Source organism: Prevotella lacticifex, from assembly GCF_019973375.1.
GTDB classification, from domain to species: domain Bacteria; phylum Bacteroidota; class Bacteroidia; order Bacteroidales; family Bacteroidaceae; genus Prevotella; species Prevotella lacticifex.
Genome location: NZ_BPTV01000001.1, coordinates 1,192,737 through 1,207,745 on the forward strand (window position 1 = coordinate 1,192,737; position 15,009 = coordinate 1,207,745).

General features: G+C 50.6%; 14 protein-coding genes. 10 read left to right on the forward strand and 4 right to left on the reverse strand.

The features are described 5' to 3' along the window. The first annotated feature begins 305 nt into the window (after positions 1 to 305). The 9 genes from LDN30_RS04410 (at position 306) to LDN30_RS04450 (ending at position 8,434) form a co-directional block, all read left to right on the forward strand. Positions 306 to 1,697, forward strand: coding sequence for an MATE family efflux transporter (locus LDN30_RS04410; protein WP_223928801.1), 1,392 nt, complete (start codon positions 306 to 308; stop codon positions 1,695 to 1,697). Next, entirely contained in the window at positions 1,678 to 2,298 is a 621-nt protein-coding gene (locus LDN30_RS04415; RefSeq protein ID WP_223928802.1) for a cytidylate kinase-like family protein, read from the forward strand. Before LDN30_RS04410 ends, LDN30_RS04415 begins: the two co-directional genes overlap by 20 nt. After that, a complete protein-coding gene (locus tag LDN30_RS04420; RefSeq protein ID WP_223928803.1) occupies positions 2,295 to 2,804 on the forward strand; it encodes a metallophosphoesterase family protein in 510 nt (169 codons plus the stop codon). The genes LDN30_RS04415 and LDN30_RS04420 overlap by 4 nt, the downstream gene beginning before the upstream one ends. A gap of 22 nt (positions 2,805 to 2,826) precedes the next feature. Further along, positions 2,827 to 4,002: a dTDP-glucose 4,6-dehydratase gene (gene rfbB / locus LDN30_RS04425; RefSeq protein ID WP_223925678.1), complete on the forward strand. Its 1,176-nt coding sequence runs from the start codon at positions 2,827 to 2,829 to the stop codon at positions 4,000 to 4,002. A 22-nt stretch (positions 4,003 to 4,024) separates the two neighbouring features. Continuing rightward, positions 4,025 to 4,342, forward strand: coding sequence for a sigma-70 family RNA polymerase sigma factor (locus tag LDN30_RS04430; protein WP_223925679.1), 318 nt, complete (start codon positions 4,025 to 4,027; stop codon positions 4,340 to 4,342). A 46-nt stretch (positions 4,343 to 4,388) separates the two neighbouring features. After that, positions 4,389 to 5,570 (forward strand): formate-dependent phosphoribosylglycinamide formyltransferase, encoded by a 1,182-nt coding sequence (gene purT / locus LDN30_RS04435; RefSeq protein WP_223925680.1) that lies wholly within the window; start codon positions 4,389 to 4,391, stop codon positions 5,568 to 5,570. Between the two features lie 314 nt (positions 5,571 to 5,884). After that, the gene (locus tag LDN30_RS04440; RefSeq protein ID WP_223925681.1) at positions 5,885 to 6,298 is read left to right on the forward strand and encodes a sugar 3,4-ketoisomerase; all 414 of its coding nucleotides are present in this window, start codon (positions 5,885 to 5,887) and stop codon (positions 6,296 to 6,298) included. Beyond that, the gene (locus tag LDN30_RS04445; RefSeq protein WP_223925682.1) at positions 6,286 to 7,245 is read left to right on the forward strand and encodes a GNAT family N-acetyltransferase; all 960 of its coding nucleotides are present in this window, start codon (positions 6,286 to 6,288) and stop codon (positions 7,243 to 7,245) included. Before LDN30_RS04440 ends, LDN30_RS04445 begins: the two co-directional genes overlap by 13 nt. 46 nt (positions 7,246 to 7,291) lie before the next feature. After that, on the forward strand, positions 7,292 to 8,434 hold the full coding sequence (locus tag LDN30_RS04450) for a DegT/DnrJ/EryC1/StrS family aminotransferase (RefSeq protein ID WP_223925683.1): 1,143 nt from the start codon (positions 7,292 to 7,294) through the stop codon (positions 8,432 to 8,434). A 527-nt stretch (positions 8,435 to 8,961) separates the two neighbouring features. On the opposite strand, the gene LDN30_RS04455 is transcribed toward LDN30_RS04450, so the two are convergent. The 4 genes from LDN30_RS04455 to LDN30_RS04470 all read right to left on the reverse strand — a co-directional run bounded on the left by LDN30_RS04455 (position 8,962) and on the right by LDN30_RS04470 (position 11,659). After that, entirely contained in the window at positions 8,962 to 9,504 is a 543-nt protein-coding gene (locus LDN30_RS04455; RefSeq protein ID WP_223925684.1) for a DUF6359 domain-containing protein, read from the reverse strand. Positions 9,505 to 9,654: 150 nt separating this feature from the next. Next, on the reverse strand, positions 9,655 to 10,680 hold the full coding sequence (locus LDN30_RS04460; RefSeq protein ID WP_223925685.1) for a glycosyl hydrolase 53 family protein: 1,026 nt from the start codon (positions 10,678 to 10,680) through the stop codon (positions 9,655 to 9,657). Between the two features lie 2 nt (positions 10,681 to 10,682). Continuing rightward, the gene (locus LDN30_RS04465) at positions 10,683 to 11,321 is read right to left on the reverse strand and encodes a nitroreductase family protein (protein ID WP_223925686.1); all 639 of its coding nucleotides are present in this window, start codon (positions 11,319 to 11,321) and stop codon (positions 10,683 to 10,685) included. 29 nt (positions 11,322 to 11,350) lie between these two features. Next, positions 11,351 to 11,659, reverse strand: coding sequence for a hypothetical protein (locus LDN30_RS04470; RefSeq protein WP_223925687.1), 309 nt, complete (start codon positions 11,657 to 11,659; stop codon positions 11,351 to 11,353). 687 nt (positions 11,660 to 12,346) lie between these two features. Between LDN30_RS04470 and LDN30_RS04475 the strand changes: the two genes are divergently transcribed. Further along, positions 12,347 to 14,926: a glycoside hydrolase family 88 protein gene (locus tag LDN30_RS04475; RefSeq protein WP_223925688.1), complete on the forward strand. Its 2,580-nt coding sequence runs from the start codon at positions 12,347 to 12,349 to the stop codon at positions 14,924 to 14,926. Positions 14,927 to 15,009 lie beyond the last annotated feature (83 nt).

The following is a 15,009-nucleotide window of genomic DNA, read 5'->3' on the forward strand; positions in this document are numbered from 1 at the left end:
GGGAAAAATATTTTGTAACTTTGCAGTGCAATTGCAATCAGCTGAAACCGACATGATAATGACCGGACGTGGTCTTTGTCAGATTAGTCATTTTGGTTGTCAGCTTGTATCTGTTATTGCGGATAGAATGCCGGATGGCATGCGGTTGAGGTTGAATTTATCTTACAGCTTATATGAATGGATAACCGTATCGCCATAAATTTGGGTTAATAGAAGTGTATATGCTTTGAAAACACGAAAAAAATTAGTAACTTTGCGCCACATATTATATATGTGTATTATATATCGGATAATAACTTATCGGAATGGACAATAAGAAAGCGACTCTGGAATTAGGTACAAAGCCTGTGGGCAAACTGCTCTGGCAATATGCTCTTCCTGCCATTATAGCTATGACGGCGGCGTCGCTGTATAATATCATCGACCGGATGTTCATCGGTCAAAAGGTTGGTGCTGAGGCTATTGCCGGTCTGACCATCACTTTCCCGTTCATGAATCTTGCCGGTGCCTTCGGAGCTGCCGTTGGCGTGGGCGCGTCGACGGCTATCAGCGTAAAACTCGGACAGAAGGACTATGCCACAGCAGAGAATGTACTCGGCAATACTGTAACCTTGAATCTGATAATAGGAGTGGCTTTCTCGGTCGTATGCCTCATCTTCCTTGACCCAATCCTCCGGTTCTTCGGTGCCAGCGACACCACGCTGCCCTACGCCCGCGACTTTATGCAGATTATTCTTGCCGGAAACGTGTTCTCGCACATGTATTTCGGTATGAATGCTGTGCTGCGTGCTGCCTCAAAACCGCGGCAGGCAATGATGGCCACCATCTTCACCGTCGTGATGAATATCATCCTCGACACGGTGTTTATCCTTTGGTGGCATTGGGGCATCAGAGGTGCGGCTTTCGCCACGATAGCATCTCAGATGATGGCACTGTGCTATCAAATGTCGTTGCTCAGCGACAAAAAGCAACTGCTGCATTTGAAACGTGGCATCTACAAGCTGAAGAGCCAGTTGGTGAAGATGATTATCGGTGTGGGCATATCGCCGTTCCTGATGAATCTCTGCCAATGTCTCGTGGTGATTTTCGTCAATAATCAGTTGGTCAGATATGGCGGCGACATGGCTGTTGGCGGCTATGGAATAGCAAACTCGGTGGCAACGATTTTTGTGATGTTCGTCATGGGTGTCAACCAGGGCATGCAGCCGATAGCCGGTTATAACTACGGCAGCCGACAGTTGGATCGGCTGATGAGGGTACTGAACCTGTCGATTATCGTGGCTACATGCATCATGACTACGGGATGGGTTGTAGCAGAATTTCTCCCGCACCTCGTGGCCCGGATATTCACTACCGACAGCGAGCTGACAAGAATGGCGGTGGTGGCAACAAAGTTCAATATGGTTGCTTTCCCGTTAATCGGATTCCAGATGGTGGTGACGAACTTCTTCCAGTGCATCGGCAAGGTGAAGGTGAGTATCTTCCTCAGTCTGAGCCGACAACTGCTGATTCTCGTTCCGCTGCTCGGCATCCTGCCTTGTTTCTTCGGACTGGATGGCATCTGGTATGCGCTCCCGGCTTCGGATGCTTCTGCGGCCGTTATCGCATTCTTTGTCATGACATTATATATGAGAAGGTTCAAGAAAGAACTTAATAACACGGTAACTCAAGAAACCAATGGACAAGATAATTATTAACATAGGCCGGCAGATAGGCAGTGGCGGGCATATCATAGCCAAGATGCTGGCCGAAGAGTTCAACTGCAAGTTCTACGACAAGGAGCTCCTGAACTTGGCCGCAAAGGAAAGTGGATTCTCGGAGAAGTTCTTCGAGCAGAACGACGAGCATAAGGGGTTCTTCCGCACGCGGTTCCACATGCATGTGCCACTCTTCGGCGAGACGAATTTCTACAAGAGCAGCTTCTCCGACGAGAGCCTCTACAAGTTCCAGAGCGATGCCATACTGAAGGCTGCCGACGAGGGTAGCTGCGTTTTCGTTGGTCGGACGGCCGACTATGTTCTCCGCGACCGCAAGAATGTGGTGAACATATTTGTCACTGCGTCAATGGATTACCGCATCAAGCAGGTCTGCCAGCGGCATGGTTGTACCCGTGCTGAGGCCCGTAAGCTCATCAGCAAGGGCGAGAGCGAACGCTCCAACTACTACAACTACTATACGGGAAAGAAGTGGGGCGACTCCTCAAGCTATGACCTCTGCATCGACAGCAGCCATCTCGGCATTGAGGAGACCGAGAAGTTCATCGCGCTCTTCGTGCGCAAATGGTTTAGGATGGAATGAAAAGAATAGGAATAGTCAGCGACACTCACGGCTACTGGGACCCGAAATATGAGAAGTATTTCGCTGAGTGTGACGAGATTTGGCATGCCGGCGACATCGGTTCGGTGGAGGTGGCTGACAAATTTGAGGCCATGGCACCGCTGTTCCGTGCTGTCTACGGCAACTGCGACGGCTACGACCTGCGGGCCCGTTATCCCGAAGTCCTCAGATTCAAGTGTGAGGATGTCGACGTAATGATAAAGCATATCGGCGGGTATCCCGGAAATTACGACCGGTCGGTGGTGAAAATGATTTACGCCAACCCGCCACAACTCTTCATTGCCGGCCACTCGCATATCCTGAAAGTGAAGTACGACAAGACGCTGAACCTCCTTCACATCAACCCCGGAGCCGCTGGACTTATGGGATGGCAAAAGGAAAGAACTTTAGTAAGACTTACAATTGAGGGCAATAAATTCACTGATTGTGACGTTGTTACATTAGGTGAGAACAAATCAGTTTTGTAAATATTAATATAAAACATATAATATGAAGACGTATTTAGTTACTGGAGCCGCCGGATTCATTGGCTCGAATTTCATCAAGTATCTGTTGTATAAGAAGTACAAGGATGAGGACATCAAGATTATCGTTCTCGACGCACTCACATACGCCGGAAACCTTGGTACCATCAAGGACGATATCGACAACAAGCGCTGCTTCTTCGTCAAGGGAGATATCCGCGACCGTCAGTTGGCTGACAAGCTCTTCGCCGAAAACGACATCGACTATGTTGTCAACTTCGCTGCCGAGAGCCATGTCGACCGCTCTATTGAGGACCCGCAGCTCTTCCTCAGCGTCAATATCCTTGGCACTCAGAACCTTCTTGACGCTGCCCGCCGCGCTTGGGTTACAGGTAAGGATGCCAACGGCTATCCTACATGGAAAGAGGGAAAGCGGTATCATCAGGTGTCGACCGACGAGGTCTATGGATCGCTCGGTGCCGAAGGCTACTTCACGGAGACAACTCCTGTATGCCCCCACAGCCCGTATTCGGCCAGCAAGACGAGTGCCGACCTCTTCGTTCAGGCTTACCGCGACACCTATCACATGCCGGTGAGCATCACCCGCTGCTCCAATAACTACGGCCCATACCACTTCCCCGAGAAGCTTATCCCGTTGATTATCAACAATATCCTTGAGGGAAAGAAACTCCCAGTCTACGGCGAGGGAACCAATGTCCGCGACTGGCTGTACGTCGAGGACCACTGCAAGGCCATTGACATGGTTGTCCGCAACGGTCGCGCCGGAGAGGTCTATAACGTCGGAGGCCACAACGAGATGCGTAATATCGACATCGTAAAACTCACCATCAAGACTATCCACGACATGATGGAGAAGGACAAGGACCTCCGCAAGGTGCTGAAGAAGCAGGTCCGCGATGCCAATGGCGATATCGACATCTCCTGGATCAACGACGACCTCATCACTCATGTTGCCGACCGCCTCGGCCATGACCAGCGCTATGCTATCGATCCTACCAAGATTAAGAACGAGCTCGGATGGTATCCTGAGACCAAATTCGCTGATGGAATAGTAAAGACCATCAAGTGGAACCTTGAAAACCAGAAGTGGATTGAGGAGGTCACGTCGGGAGACTATCAGAAATATTATGACATAATGTATGGTAAGGACCGTCACGGACGTGAGATTCCCAACGCATAACGTGAACTGATTTAGCAATACGATGGACGATTTGTCTAAAGAGTTGCAGGATTTCCTTATCAGTATGGGGAAGGATGAGAAACGGTTTGGCGAGCGCCTCACGGGCTATACTCGCCAAATCATTAATATGCTCTACTCTACTGATGCACAGATTCTTGAGGAATATTACGGCCTCTTCGGTCAGGAGCCCCACCGGCTCGACGACCTTGCTCACCGCTACAAGGTGTCGCCGGAGATAATGCAGCAGGGCATAGAAGCCTGTCTGAGGAAAATTGCTGTATCGCCCGAATGGCAACAGATAAAGCCATTGACGAAGTTGAAAGCTATCCGAATAAAATAATTAACAAACTATTTCCCTCTTTGGGAAGGTCTTTGATAAGTCAATAATGAAGAAGATATTATTATTGGGTTCAGGTGAACTCGGTAAGGAGTTTACCATTGCAGCCAAACGCGCAGGCCAGTACGTCATTGCCTGCGATCACTACGATGATGCGCCGGCAATGCAGGTGGCTGACGAGCGTGAGGTTATCGACATGCTCGACGGTAATGCCCTCGAGCAGGCCGTGAACAGACATAAACCTGACATCATCATCCCGGAGATAGAGGCTATCCGCACGGAGCGCCTTATCGACTTCGAGAAGCGCGGCATACAGGTCGTTCCATCGGCCCGCGCCGTCAACTACACCATGAACCGGCGCGCAATACGTGATTTGGCCGCTAAGGAACTTGGTCTGCGGACAGCTAAATACTTCTATGCCAAGACCTTCGACGAGTTTAAGAAGGCTGCCGACGAGATTGGATTCCCTTGCGTGGTGAAGCCCCTGATGAGCTCGAGCGGTCACGGACAGAGCTACGTTCATAACGATGATGAGCTGCAGGCTGCCTATAAGGACGCTATGGAGAATGGCCGCGGCGACGTCAAAGAGGTTATCATTGAGGAGTTTATCGACTTCGATTCGGAGTTCACTCTTCTCACTGTCACTCAGAAGGATGCCCCGACAATCTTCTGTCCGCCTATCGGTCACGTGCAGAAAGGCGGCGACTATCGCGAGAGCTGGATGCCTTATGCCATCGGTGACGAGCAGTTGAGAACCGCTGAGGATATGGCCGAGAAGGTTACTAAGGCCCTCACGGGATATGGCATCTGGGGTGTTGAGTTCTTCCTGACCAAGAAGGGTGAGGTTATCTTCTCCGAACTGAGTCCGCGTCCACACGACACCGGAATGGTGACGCTCTCGCACTGCACTAATCTCAGCGAGTTTGAGCTCCATTTCCGTGCCGTTATGGGACTGCCGATTCCTGCCATCCATCTTGAGCATTACGGTGCTTCGGCTGTCGTCCTGTCGCCCGTCGAGAGCAATGAGCCGCTCGATTACAACCTCAAGGATGTTTGCTCGGAGGACCATGCCCGGGTTCGCATCTTCGGAAAGCCCGTTGCTCATGTGGGCCGCCGTATGGGTGTTGTCGTTTGTTACGACGAAATAGGCTCCGACATCAACGCTCTGCGCGATAAGACGAAACGGCTTGCCAAGACGGTCCTTGGCACCGACCCTTACATGAAGAAGTAATCGCTTCTTCGAGAGGCTCAGATGAGTGCTCCGACGGGGACTAATTTTCATGCTGATGGAGCCGGATTTTCAGGTGAAATTCGTCTCCATTGGCATTGTATGTCTCCGTCGTGGGAATCTTCTGTTAGTAGGAATGATGTCCGCAACCCATTGATTTCTCGTCGGTTATGGCTGGAATGTCATAGATGAGACAATGTAATCGCATTGCCGACGGACAATCATTTCGTTATTGTGGTGCCGGAAAGCAACATAGGAGTCGTGGCGCATCCGTTGCATTTCGGCGCGAATACTATATTAGATAAGTATAAACTTTGATGCAAGATAATTTAGGACGTATTATCAATCTTCCGAAAATGGTCGACCCCCGTGGCAATCTTACGGTGGCCGAGCAGTTGAAGGACGTTCCGTTCAGCATGTCGCGGGCTTACTGGGTCTACGATGTGCCGAGTGGAGAATGCCGTGGCGGACATGCCCATAAGCACTGCCGTGAGTTCATTGTGGCCGTGAGTGGTAGTTTCACCGTTACCCTTACCAATGGTCAGGCGCAACGGACCTTTATGCTCAACCATCCTTACCAGGGTCTGCTCGTGAACACAGACGTGTGGCGTACCCTTGATGATTTCTCCTCGGGAGCCGTTTGTCTTGTCTTGGCCGAGGACCCTTTCGATGAGGATGACTATATCCGTGATTATCAGGACTATCTTAAATATATTGCATGTTCGAAGTAAAGCGATACTCCAGTGATATGGCTGAGGAGTGGAACCGGTTTGTGGCAGGTTCGAAGCAGGGCACTTTTCTCTTCGACCGCAATTATATGGACTATCATCACGACCGTTTTTCCGACTTCTCCCTTGTCGTCCTGCACAAGGGCCACATCTGTGCGGTGCTGCCGGCCAATGTGAACGGTGATACGCTCTGGTCGCATCAGGGCCTTACCTATGGCGGACTGATAACCGACAAGAAAGCAACGACCGATGATGTATGTGCTATCTTCCAGACTATCAATGAGTTTCTGCGTTCCTGTTCCATCCGTCATGTTGTCTACAAGGCCATGCCCTGGATTTACCATCGCCTTCCCGCCGAGGAAGATCTGTATGCGTTGACGAACGTCTGTGGTGCCAGTCTTATGGTGCGGCATATCTCCTCCACAATCGTTATGGACGATAGGATAAGGTTCATTGAGTCGCGAAAGAGCGGAATCCGCAAGGCTAAGCGCTTGGGGCTGCAAGTGGCTGAAAGCTCCGACCTCTCCGATTTCTGGACTATCTTGGACAACAACCTTGAGAATAAGTATCAGGCCCGACCGGTTCATTCACTCTCTGAACTCGAACTGCTGAAGTCGCGGTTCCCCGACAATATCCGTCTTTTCATGGCTTCCGACAGCGATGGAAAGCCTGTCGGTGGCACCTTGATTTTTGAAACCCCACAAGTCATACACACACAGTATATTTCTGCATCGCCCGAAGGGAAAGCCTCGGGTGCCCTCGATATGCTCTTCGATTATCTTATCAATGATTATTACAGCGATAAGATCCGTTACCCGCATGCAAAATATTTCGATTTTGGCAAGAGCTCTGATGGCGACGGTCATCAGCTCAACAGCAAGTTGATCTTCCAGAAGGAAGGCTTCGGAGGCCGCGGCGTGTGTTACGACTGGTATTCTTGGGACGTCTGACGGCGTCAGGTGGGTTGTTTTTTCGTTTAAGAACGTAAGGATCACTATGGAATATTTATCTTTAAAGAAGGTTACGGAGCAGCATCAGCAGGAGATTGATGATGCTGTTCTTGGCGTAGTCAATGGCGGGTGGTACCTGCAAGGGGAGGCCACGAAACGCTTTGAGCATGACTATGCCCAGTACATCGGCACCGACTATTGCATCGGCTGCGGCAACGGTCTCGATGCTTTGTCGCTGATATTCCGCGCTTATAAGGAACTCGGATGCATGAGCGACGGCGATGAGGTCATTGTTCCGGCCAACACATATATAGCCTCAATACTCTCAATCTCGGCCAACGGTCTCAAACCCGTTCTCGTGGAGCCACGTCTTGACACTCTGGAGATTGACGACGCACGCATCGAGGAGTCGATCACCGACCGCACCCGCGCCATCCTCATTGTCCATCTTTATGGCCGCTGTGCGTATTCGGAGAAGATTCAGAGTCTGTGCACGAAGTATCACCTGAAGCTGATAGAGGATAACGCCCAGGCCCATGGCTGTCAGTACACCCTCCAACCCTCACTCTTCGGTGCCCAGCACACAGGATCGTTGGGTCATGCCGCCGCCCACAGCTTTTATCCCGGCAAGAATCTCGGTGCCCTTGGCGATGCCGGAGCTGTCACCACTGATGATGAGGCACTTGCGTCCACCGTCCGAGCCCTCGGAAACTATGGCTCCAACAAGAAATATGTCTTCCCGATGAAAGGTGTGAACAGCCGTATTGACGAGATTCAGGCTGCCGTTCTCGATGTGAAGTTGAAGTATCTCGATACCGGCAACGCCCGCCGCAAGCAGATAGCCGAGCGATATATCGATGAACTCGACAATCCTAAGGTGACAATTCCGGGTGCCGATGGACTCCACAAGGCTCAGGATATTTATGCCTTAGGCGATGATGTGTGGCACATCTTCCCCGTTCTGTGCGACAGCAGGGATGACCTTCAGCAATATCTTCGCCGTAATGGTATCGGCACAATGGTTCATTATCCTATTCCTCCCCACAAGCAAGGGGCCTACAGCGAATGGAACAACCGTACATATCCCATCACGGAGTATATCCACGCGAGAGAGTTGTCGCTGCCTTGCAACCAAACCATGACCGATGAAGAGGTCGGCGAGGTTATCCGTCTTGTCAATTCTTATTGATAATGCTATATGAGCAGTGCTTTCTCGATGGCTATTCCACCATCAGAAACCATTGCTCTTTTTTGTTTCCTTTACCCCGATATATCACGAAGGGAAACTTCGGGCCCTTCGTCGTCATACATTATCTTCTGCTTCCCCCATAGTCTCACTCCTTAAATCCAAGATAATCAGACACAGACCCTTACTGTCCGGAACCGTCATTGATGGTAACTGAGCATGCAATGTCATGTTTGTCGCGGTTGTATTCCTCCATTCTTAGCACTCTTCCCTTCCTATTGCAGATACTGTAATAGCTTTTCCCCATCATCCATACATCTGTTCCAAATTTGCGAAATATGTTTACAGCATTTCAATACCTGTCGTTTTGGCTTGCGAAACGGACTGTTTCATCGTCTGAAACGGTCCGTTTTGCAGTCTGAAACGGTCCGTTTCGCAACGCAAAAAGGCATAAATTGTAAGTCGTTGATAATCAGAAGGTAGTAGGGTCGCTATAAAAATGTGCGTGCTATGAAATACTTTTACACATGTTATTCCATCACGTAGGCTTGCAAATCCTTCATTCCGGCCATGCCGAGATACTTGTCGCGGCGTCCGATGAAGATTATCTTCCGGTGCAAGAAGTTGGGATGACTGACGAGATTGAGGGACTCCCGTTTGTTGCCGCTTGGAAGTTGTATTGCTACAATGTGGCTCTTGTCGGTCTCGTCGATACTGTCGGCAATGAGCAGAGCCTGCTCATGCGTGAATGGGGGCTTGAACTCAGCATACTTGAACGACTTTGTGCAGTCGCCGACGATGTATCCCTCTACCTTCTTGTATTCGCCCACACCGCAGTTAATAAACTCCTCGACGCTGAGGAAGTAACTGTCAGGCTCCTGGTTGCCATTGTTTTCGCCGTCATCGTCCGTCGACTTGTTTCCGTTTCCTTCGTCATTTCCGGGCTTGGTGGTGTTCTCCTTGTCATCGCTATTGCCTGGGTCGAAAGCATCACCTTTCTCACAACCTGCCGGAATCGTTGTGAGAATGACCATCATGAGCAATGCCATTAAGCTGCCAAATGTCTTTGTCATATTCATGGAAATGCGTTTATAGATTATTGCGTTTATAGTCTTGGATTGTGACCGGGAGTAAATTGGATACAAATAACGGCAGGCCGTGATTACCCTACGGTCCCATCAAAACGGCCGACGTGACCATAGGGTAATCATATTTGCCGCATTCTATTGTTTCATCTTGGCCGCAGCCTCGGTGAAGGCATCCATTATTGCCGTCGGCCTGTGGTTCTGGAACGCTCCTAAAGGATACTGCCCCTCGAGTTCCGGAGCCCAGTAGAATACGCCGTGGCAGTGACCGCCGCAGTCGTTCATGGCTGCGTTGATGACCGCCGACATGATTTTCTTGCCCTCGTCGGGCTTCTTTACTTCAGCACCGGTCTCCACAACCATGCACTCGCTGCCGTATTTCTCGTACAGGTGCCGTATGTTAGCGGCGAAGTCGCGGACCGTTCCCTGCCAGTTCTTCTCCAGTTTGGCATCTACGTCCCAGTAGGGATAGACACTCAGTCCAATCATATCCCAGTGGGCTCCGTACTTTTTCAGTCCGTCGAAGATGAAGTCGTAGCGTTTCTGGTCGCACCCTCCGTCGAGATGTACAATCACTTTCGCGTCGGGGTAGACGCTCTTCACAGCCTGATAGCCGGTCTCCGTCAGCGTGGCGTAGTTCTCCATGTTCTCCTCGGCGCGCGCTGTGGGCCACAGAAAGCCGTGAGTAGTCTCGTTGCCCACCTGCACCCACTTGACGTCAATGCAGTTGTCCTTCAGTAGTTTAAGCACGTCGTGGGTATGTTCCCACAGCTTCTGTTTCATCTCACCGAAAGCAAGATACTGCCATTGCCCCGGAATTGTCTGCTTGCCGGGGTCCGCCCACCAGTCGCTGTAGTGGAAATCGACCATCACAGCCATACCGTAGTATCTGGCCCTTTTGGCCATCTCAAGCACGTCCTGAGCTCCCGACCATCCGCCACGTGGATTCAACCACACACGCAGCCGGACGGCGTTGAGCCCCAGCTCATGCATCAGAGCCGTATTTTCGCGAATCTCTCCCTTGGCGTTATAGAGTTTAGCACCTTGGGCCTCCAGCTCCGTCGTTCCGCTGATATCGGCTCCGAGCCAGAAGGTATTGCCGTTCTGTCCATAGCTTGCTGCCGTCAGCATCATGGCGGCAACCATCATCAGTATCTTTTTCATACTTATTTCTTTGGATATCCTATTTGGTTGTTGATAATAAAGTCGTAGTTGTCGTCGAGACCGAGCTCCGTTTTCAGCACGTCCGACTTCATCGTCATCCGCGGAACGGTGCTCAGTCCGAGTGCACTGCAAGCGAGACAGATATTCTCCGACACGTATCCGGCATCGACGACACCCATGCGCGTCTTTGCTTGAGCCGGCATGCGCTCCGGGAACTTGCTGTTGTCGCTGACTAAGACAAGCGATACCGGTGCTGTGGCAGCAAACTTCTGCGGTCCGGCAACATCTTTGCGCAAGTCCTTGCTGCTGACTTTCGTGAGCGTGTTGTCCTTAGGGTCGTAGCGGTAGGCACCGTCCTTGCGAATCACGAAGACGATGATGTCCTGTGCGTTGAGGGCCGATGGAGCCGTAATCTTTCCCTCGCTGGGACGGTTTATGCCGCATGCCGACCATAGAACGGTAGACAGCACATCGTCGGGAATATCTCTGTCGGCAAACTCCCTTGTGGAGTGGCGGTTCGTCAGTGCCTCCATCAGCGTCGTCTTGCATGCCTTTGATGGTGCCGGCAGCTTGACGCTCTGGGCCGCGCACGATGTAGTCATCAGTGCAGCGAATGCCAATGTCAAGATTTTTGTTCTCATATTTTTAATTTTTGTTGTTGTTTTTTCTCTCAGTCGAGGTGCATAATCCTGTCGCGTTCCACCGTGAGCACACCACGAATCTTCCTTATTCTGTCGGCAACAGCCATGATTTCGGAGCCATCCGGAATCCTCACTGCCATGGCGTTGAAATTATGGTATTCGTAGATTGTCTCGCAGTGCATCTTCCTTAAGGCCCTCCTCAGCCGTTTCTTGGCGGTAGCGTCCTCGTAGAAGATGATAAGAACGCTCTTGGAGTAGTCCTCATTTTCTGCCGCTCCGCAGTATCCTTGGCTTCCAACGGACCGAATGATGGTGTCGCAACGGCTTAGGTCATTCATTTCACCGCAGCATAATACGGTTCTGTCGTCCCCGTTGTGTTGATGGACGATTGCCGTGTCACGTTCACACCCACCAGCCACTGCCATGTCGCAATAGATAATGTGGAGCATGATGGCCAAAAATATCTTTACAGCTCTATGTCGCATTGCCATGTCTTCTGTAGTTGTGTTTCGGCCTTTCAGCCTCGGTGCGGCCTCATCGGGTCTGTATTCTGAGTCTGTCACCGTCAGATTGCATTCGTTTTTCGTCCGGTGCGTGGGCTGACAGCTTATGTGTGATATTCACAACTGGTCTCTGTCAGCCCCAAAGTTACATATTTTATTTTGAACGGCAAAGCCTTGCGGTCAATAATTTTTGTTGTTTGCACCCTGAAATTTCTTTCATCGTATGACTCTGCCGAACGCTGAACTGAGGGATAGAGACAAAAAAGAGGTTGGCGCAGGAAGCTGCCAACCTCGAGGGATGATTTAGAAAAAATCTCTAAATCGACTAAAAAACATCGCAAATATATTGCTTTCAGACGTAATAAACAAATTTCTCGGCGATAATTTTCATTGTTTAACATTGTTGGCGCACACATTATTATTTTAGGAAAATCAATAAAAAAAACTAAAAATAGAACATTATAAAAAATAAAGTTGTAACTTTGTCATCAATACTAATTATCTGAAACAAACAAATAAACTATGATTGTAAACTTCAAGCAGATTTTGCTCTTGTTGCTTGCCATGCCATTGTTCGCTTTTGCCGATAACGGATGGAACGATGCACTCTATAAGCAGATAGAGCAGAATGTAAAGGAACCTACGTTCGTCGACAAGACCTACGACATTACGAAGTACGGAGCATCGCCCAAGGCTACCGCCGCTACGAACCAGAAAGCCATCAATAAAGCCATCGCCGAGTGCTCCAAGCGGGGCGGTGGCAAGGTCGTTGTTCCCGCCGGAACATATAATACCGGTGCCATCCTCCTCAAGAGCCATGTAAACCTTGAGGTTCAGAAGGATGCCAAGCTCCTCTTCGTCTTCGATAAGCAGCTCTATCCCGTCGTGAAAACGCGCTGGGAGGGTATGGACTGCATGAATCTCAGCCCCTGCATCTACGCTTACCAGCAGAAGGATATTGCCATAACGGGTGAGGGTACCATCGACGGCGGCGGCTCGAATGAAACATGGTGGAAATGGTGTGGAAAGGAACGTTTCGGCTGGACACCATCTTTGGAGGAGAGCCAGAAGATTGGCCGTCCGCTGCTCTTTAAGTATTCGGAGGCCGGTCTCGACATCGAGAAGCGCAATATGAAGGACAAGGGCATGCGCCCGCAGCTTATCAATCTCTATGAGTGTGAGAATATTGCCATCAAAAATGTCACCCTGCTCAACTCGCCGTTCTGGGTTATCCATCCGCTCCTTAGTAAGAATATCCTCGTCAAGGGCGTAAAAATATGGAATGAGGGCCCTAACGGCGACGGCTGCGACCCTGAGAGCTGTCACGACGTTATCATCGAGGACTGTACTTTCCACACCGGCGACGACTGTATAGCCATCAAGAGCGGCCGCAACAAGGACGGCTTGAAGTGGAATATACCAAGCGAGAACATCATTATCCGCAACTGTAAGATGGAGGACGGCCACGGCGGCGTCGTCATAGGTTCCGAAATCTCCGGTGGAGTGAAGAATGTCTTTGCTGAGAACTGTGAGATGGACTCGCCGAATCTCGACCGCGTGCTCCGCATCAAGACCAATACCTGCCGCGGAGGTGTCACCGAGAATATCTATGTCCGCAATATTACCGTCGGCCAGTGCCGTGAGGCTGTGATGCGCATCAACCTCGCGTATGAGCCTAACGAGCAGGCAGAGCGCGGCCACATCCCCACGGTGAGAAATGTTTATATGAGCAATGTCACCTGCAAGAAGAGCCAGTATGGGGTGCTTGTCAACGGTCTTGACGATGCAGATGAGATTTACGACATTCATGTTGATAACTGTAAGTTTGACGGTGTGGAGAAACAAGCTGTCAAGCGCACGGGAAAGAGCCACAATCTCTACTTCAGTAATCTCGTCGTCAACGGCTCCACGGTTCTCCTCGATCCGCCTTACAAACATTATTCGCAGTGGATGGCTCATTCCGAGATGACCCGCACACCGAATTCTTATCTCCTCGACTTTGCCAAAAAGCCACGGTGGAGCTACACCGTCGGCACTGAGCTGGAGCCTATTCTCGACACCTACCGTGCCTATAACGACCAGGCCCTGCTTCAGTACTGCAAGGACTATCCCGACAAGATGATTTCGGCTGACGGTAATATGACCGGCTACAAGTACGATGAGTTCAACCTCGACAACTGCCGTACCGGTCATTTCCTCATCAATCTGTACGATCTTTATAAGCAACCCGGCATTCTCAAGGGCATGAAAACCCTCTTCAAGCAGTTGGAGAAGCAGCCACGAACCAAGGAAGGCGTATTCTGGCATAAGGCTATCTATGCTAATCAGGTGTGGCTCGACGGAATCTTCATGGGACTTCCGTTCTATGTCAAGGCCGCTCCCGAATTCAAGGGCTACAAGAAGGCCAAGAAATACTGGGACGATGCCGTCGACCAGATTGTCAAGACCGACAAACGCACTTACGATCCTGCCACGGGCTTGTGGAAACATGCTTGGGACGAGACCCACAAGCAGTTTTGGGCTGACCCCGCTACGGGTCGCAGTCAGCACACATGGGCACGCGCTATGGGATGGTACACGATGGCGATGATCGAGGTTCTCGATGCCCTGCCGTCCAACTATGCCCGTCGCAGCGAGGTCATCGATGTGTTCCGTAAGGCTATGGCGGCTGTCGTGAAGCACCAGGACAAGGCTACGGGACTATGGTACGACGTTCTCGATGTCAATAGTCCGCGCAACTATCTCGAGGCTTCGGCCAGCAGCATGTTCACCTATTGCTTGCTCAAGGGCTATCGCCTTGGCTATCTCGACGAGAGTTTCCGCGATGCGGGTGTGAAAGGCTATAACGGAATTATCCGTAACTTCATAAAGGTAAATCCCGATAAGACCATTTCGCTCACCCATTGCTGTGAGGTCAGCGGTCTCGGTCCGGGCTATAACCCTCCTTATGTGCCTGAGAATAAGGTTAATAAGCGCCGCGACGGTAGTTTCGACTACTATATGAGTGAGCCAGTCCGCGATAATGACGGTAAGGGTGTGGGCCCGTTCATCTGGGCCAGTCTGGAGATGGAGCAGCAGGGACTGCCCGTCGTCAGCAAGTGATAATTTATTCACACGGATTTCACGGATTTCACGGATTTGTTGGACAAAATTTATCTGTGGCAATCTGTGAAATCTGTGTGAAT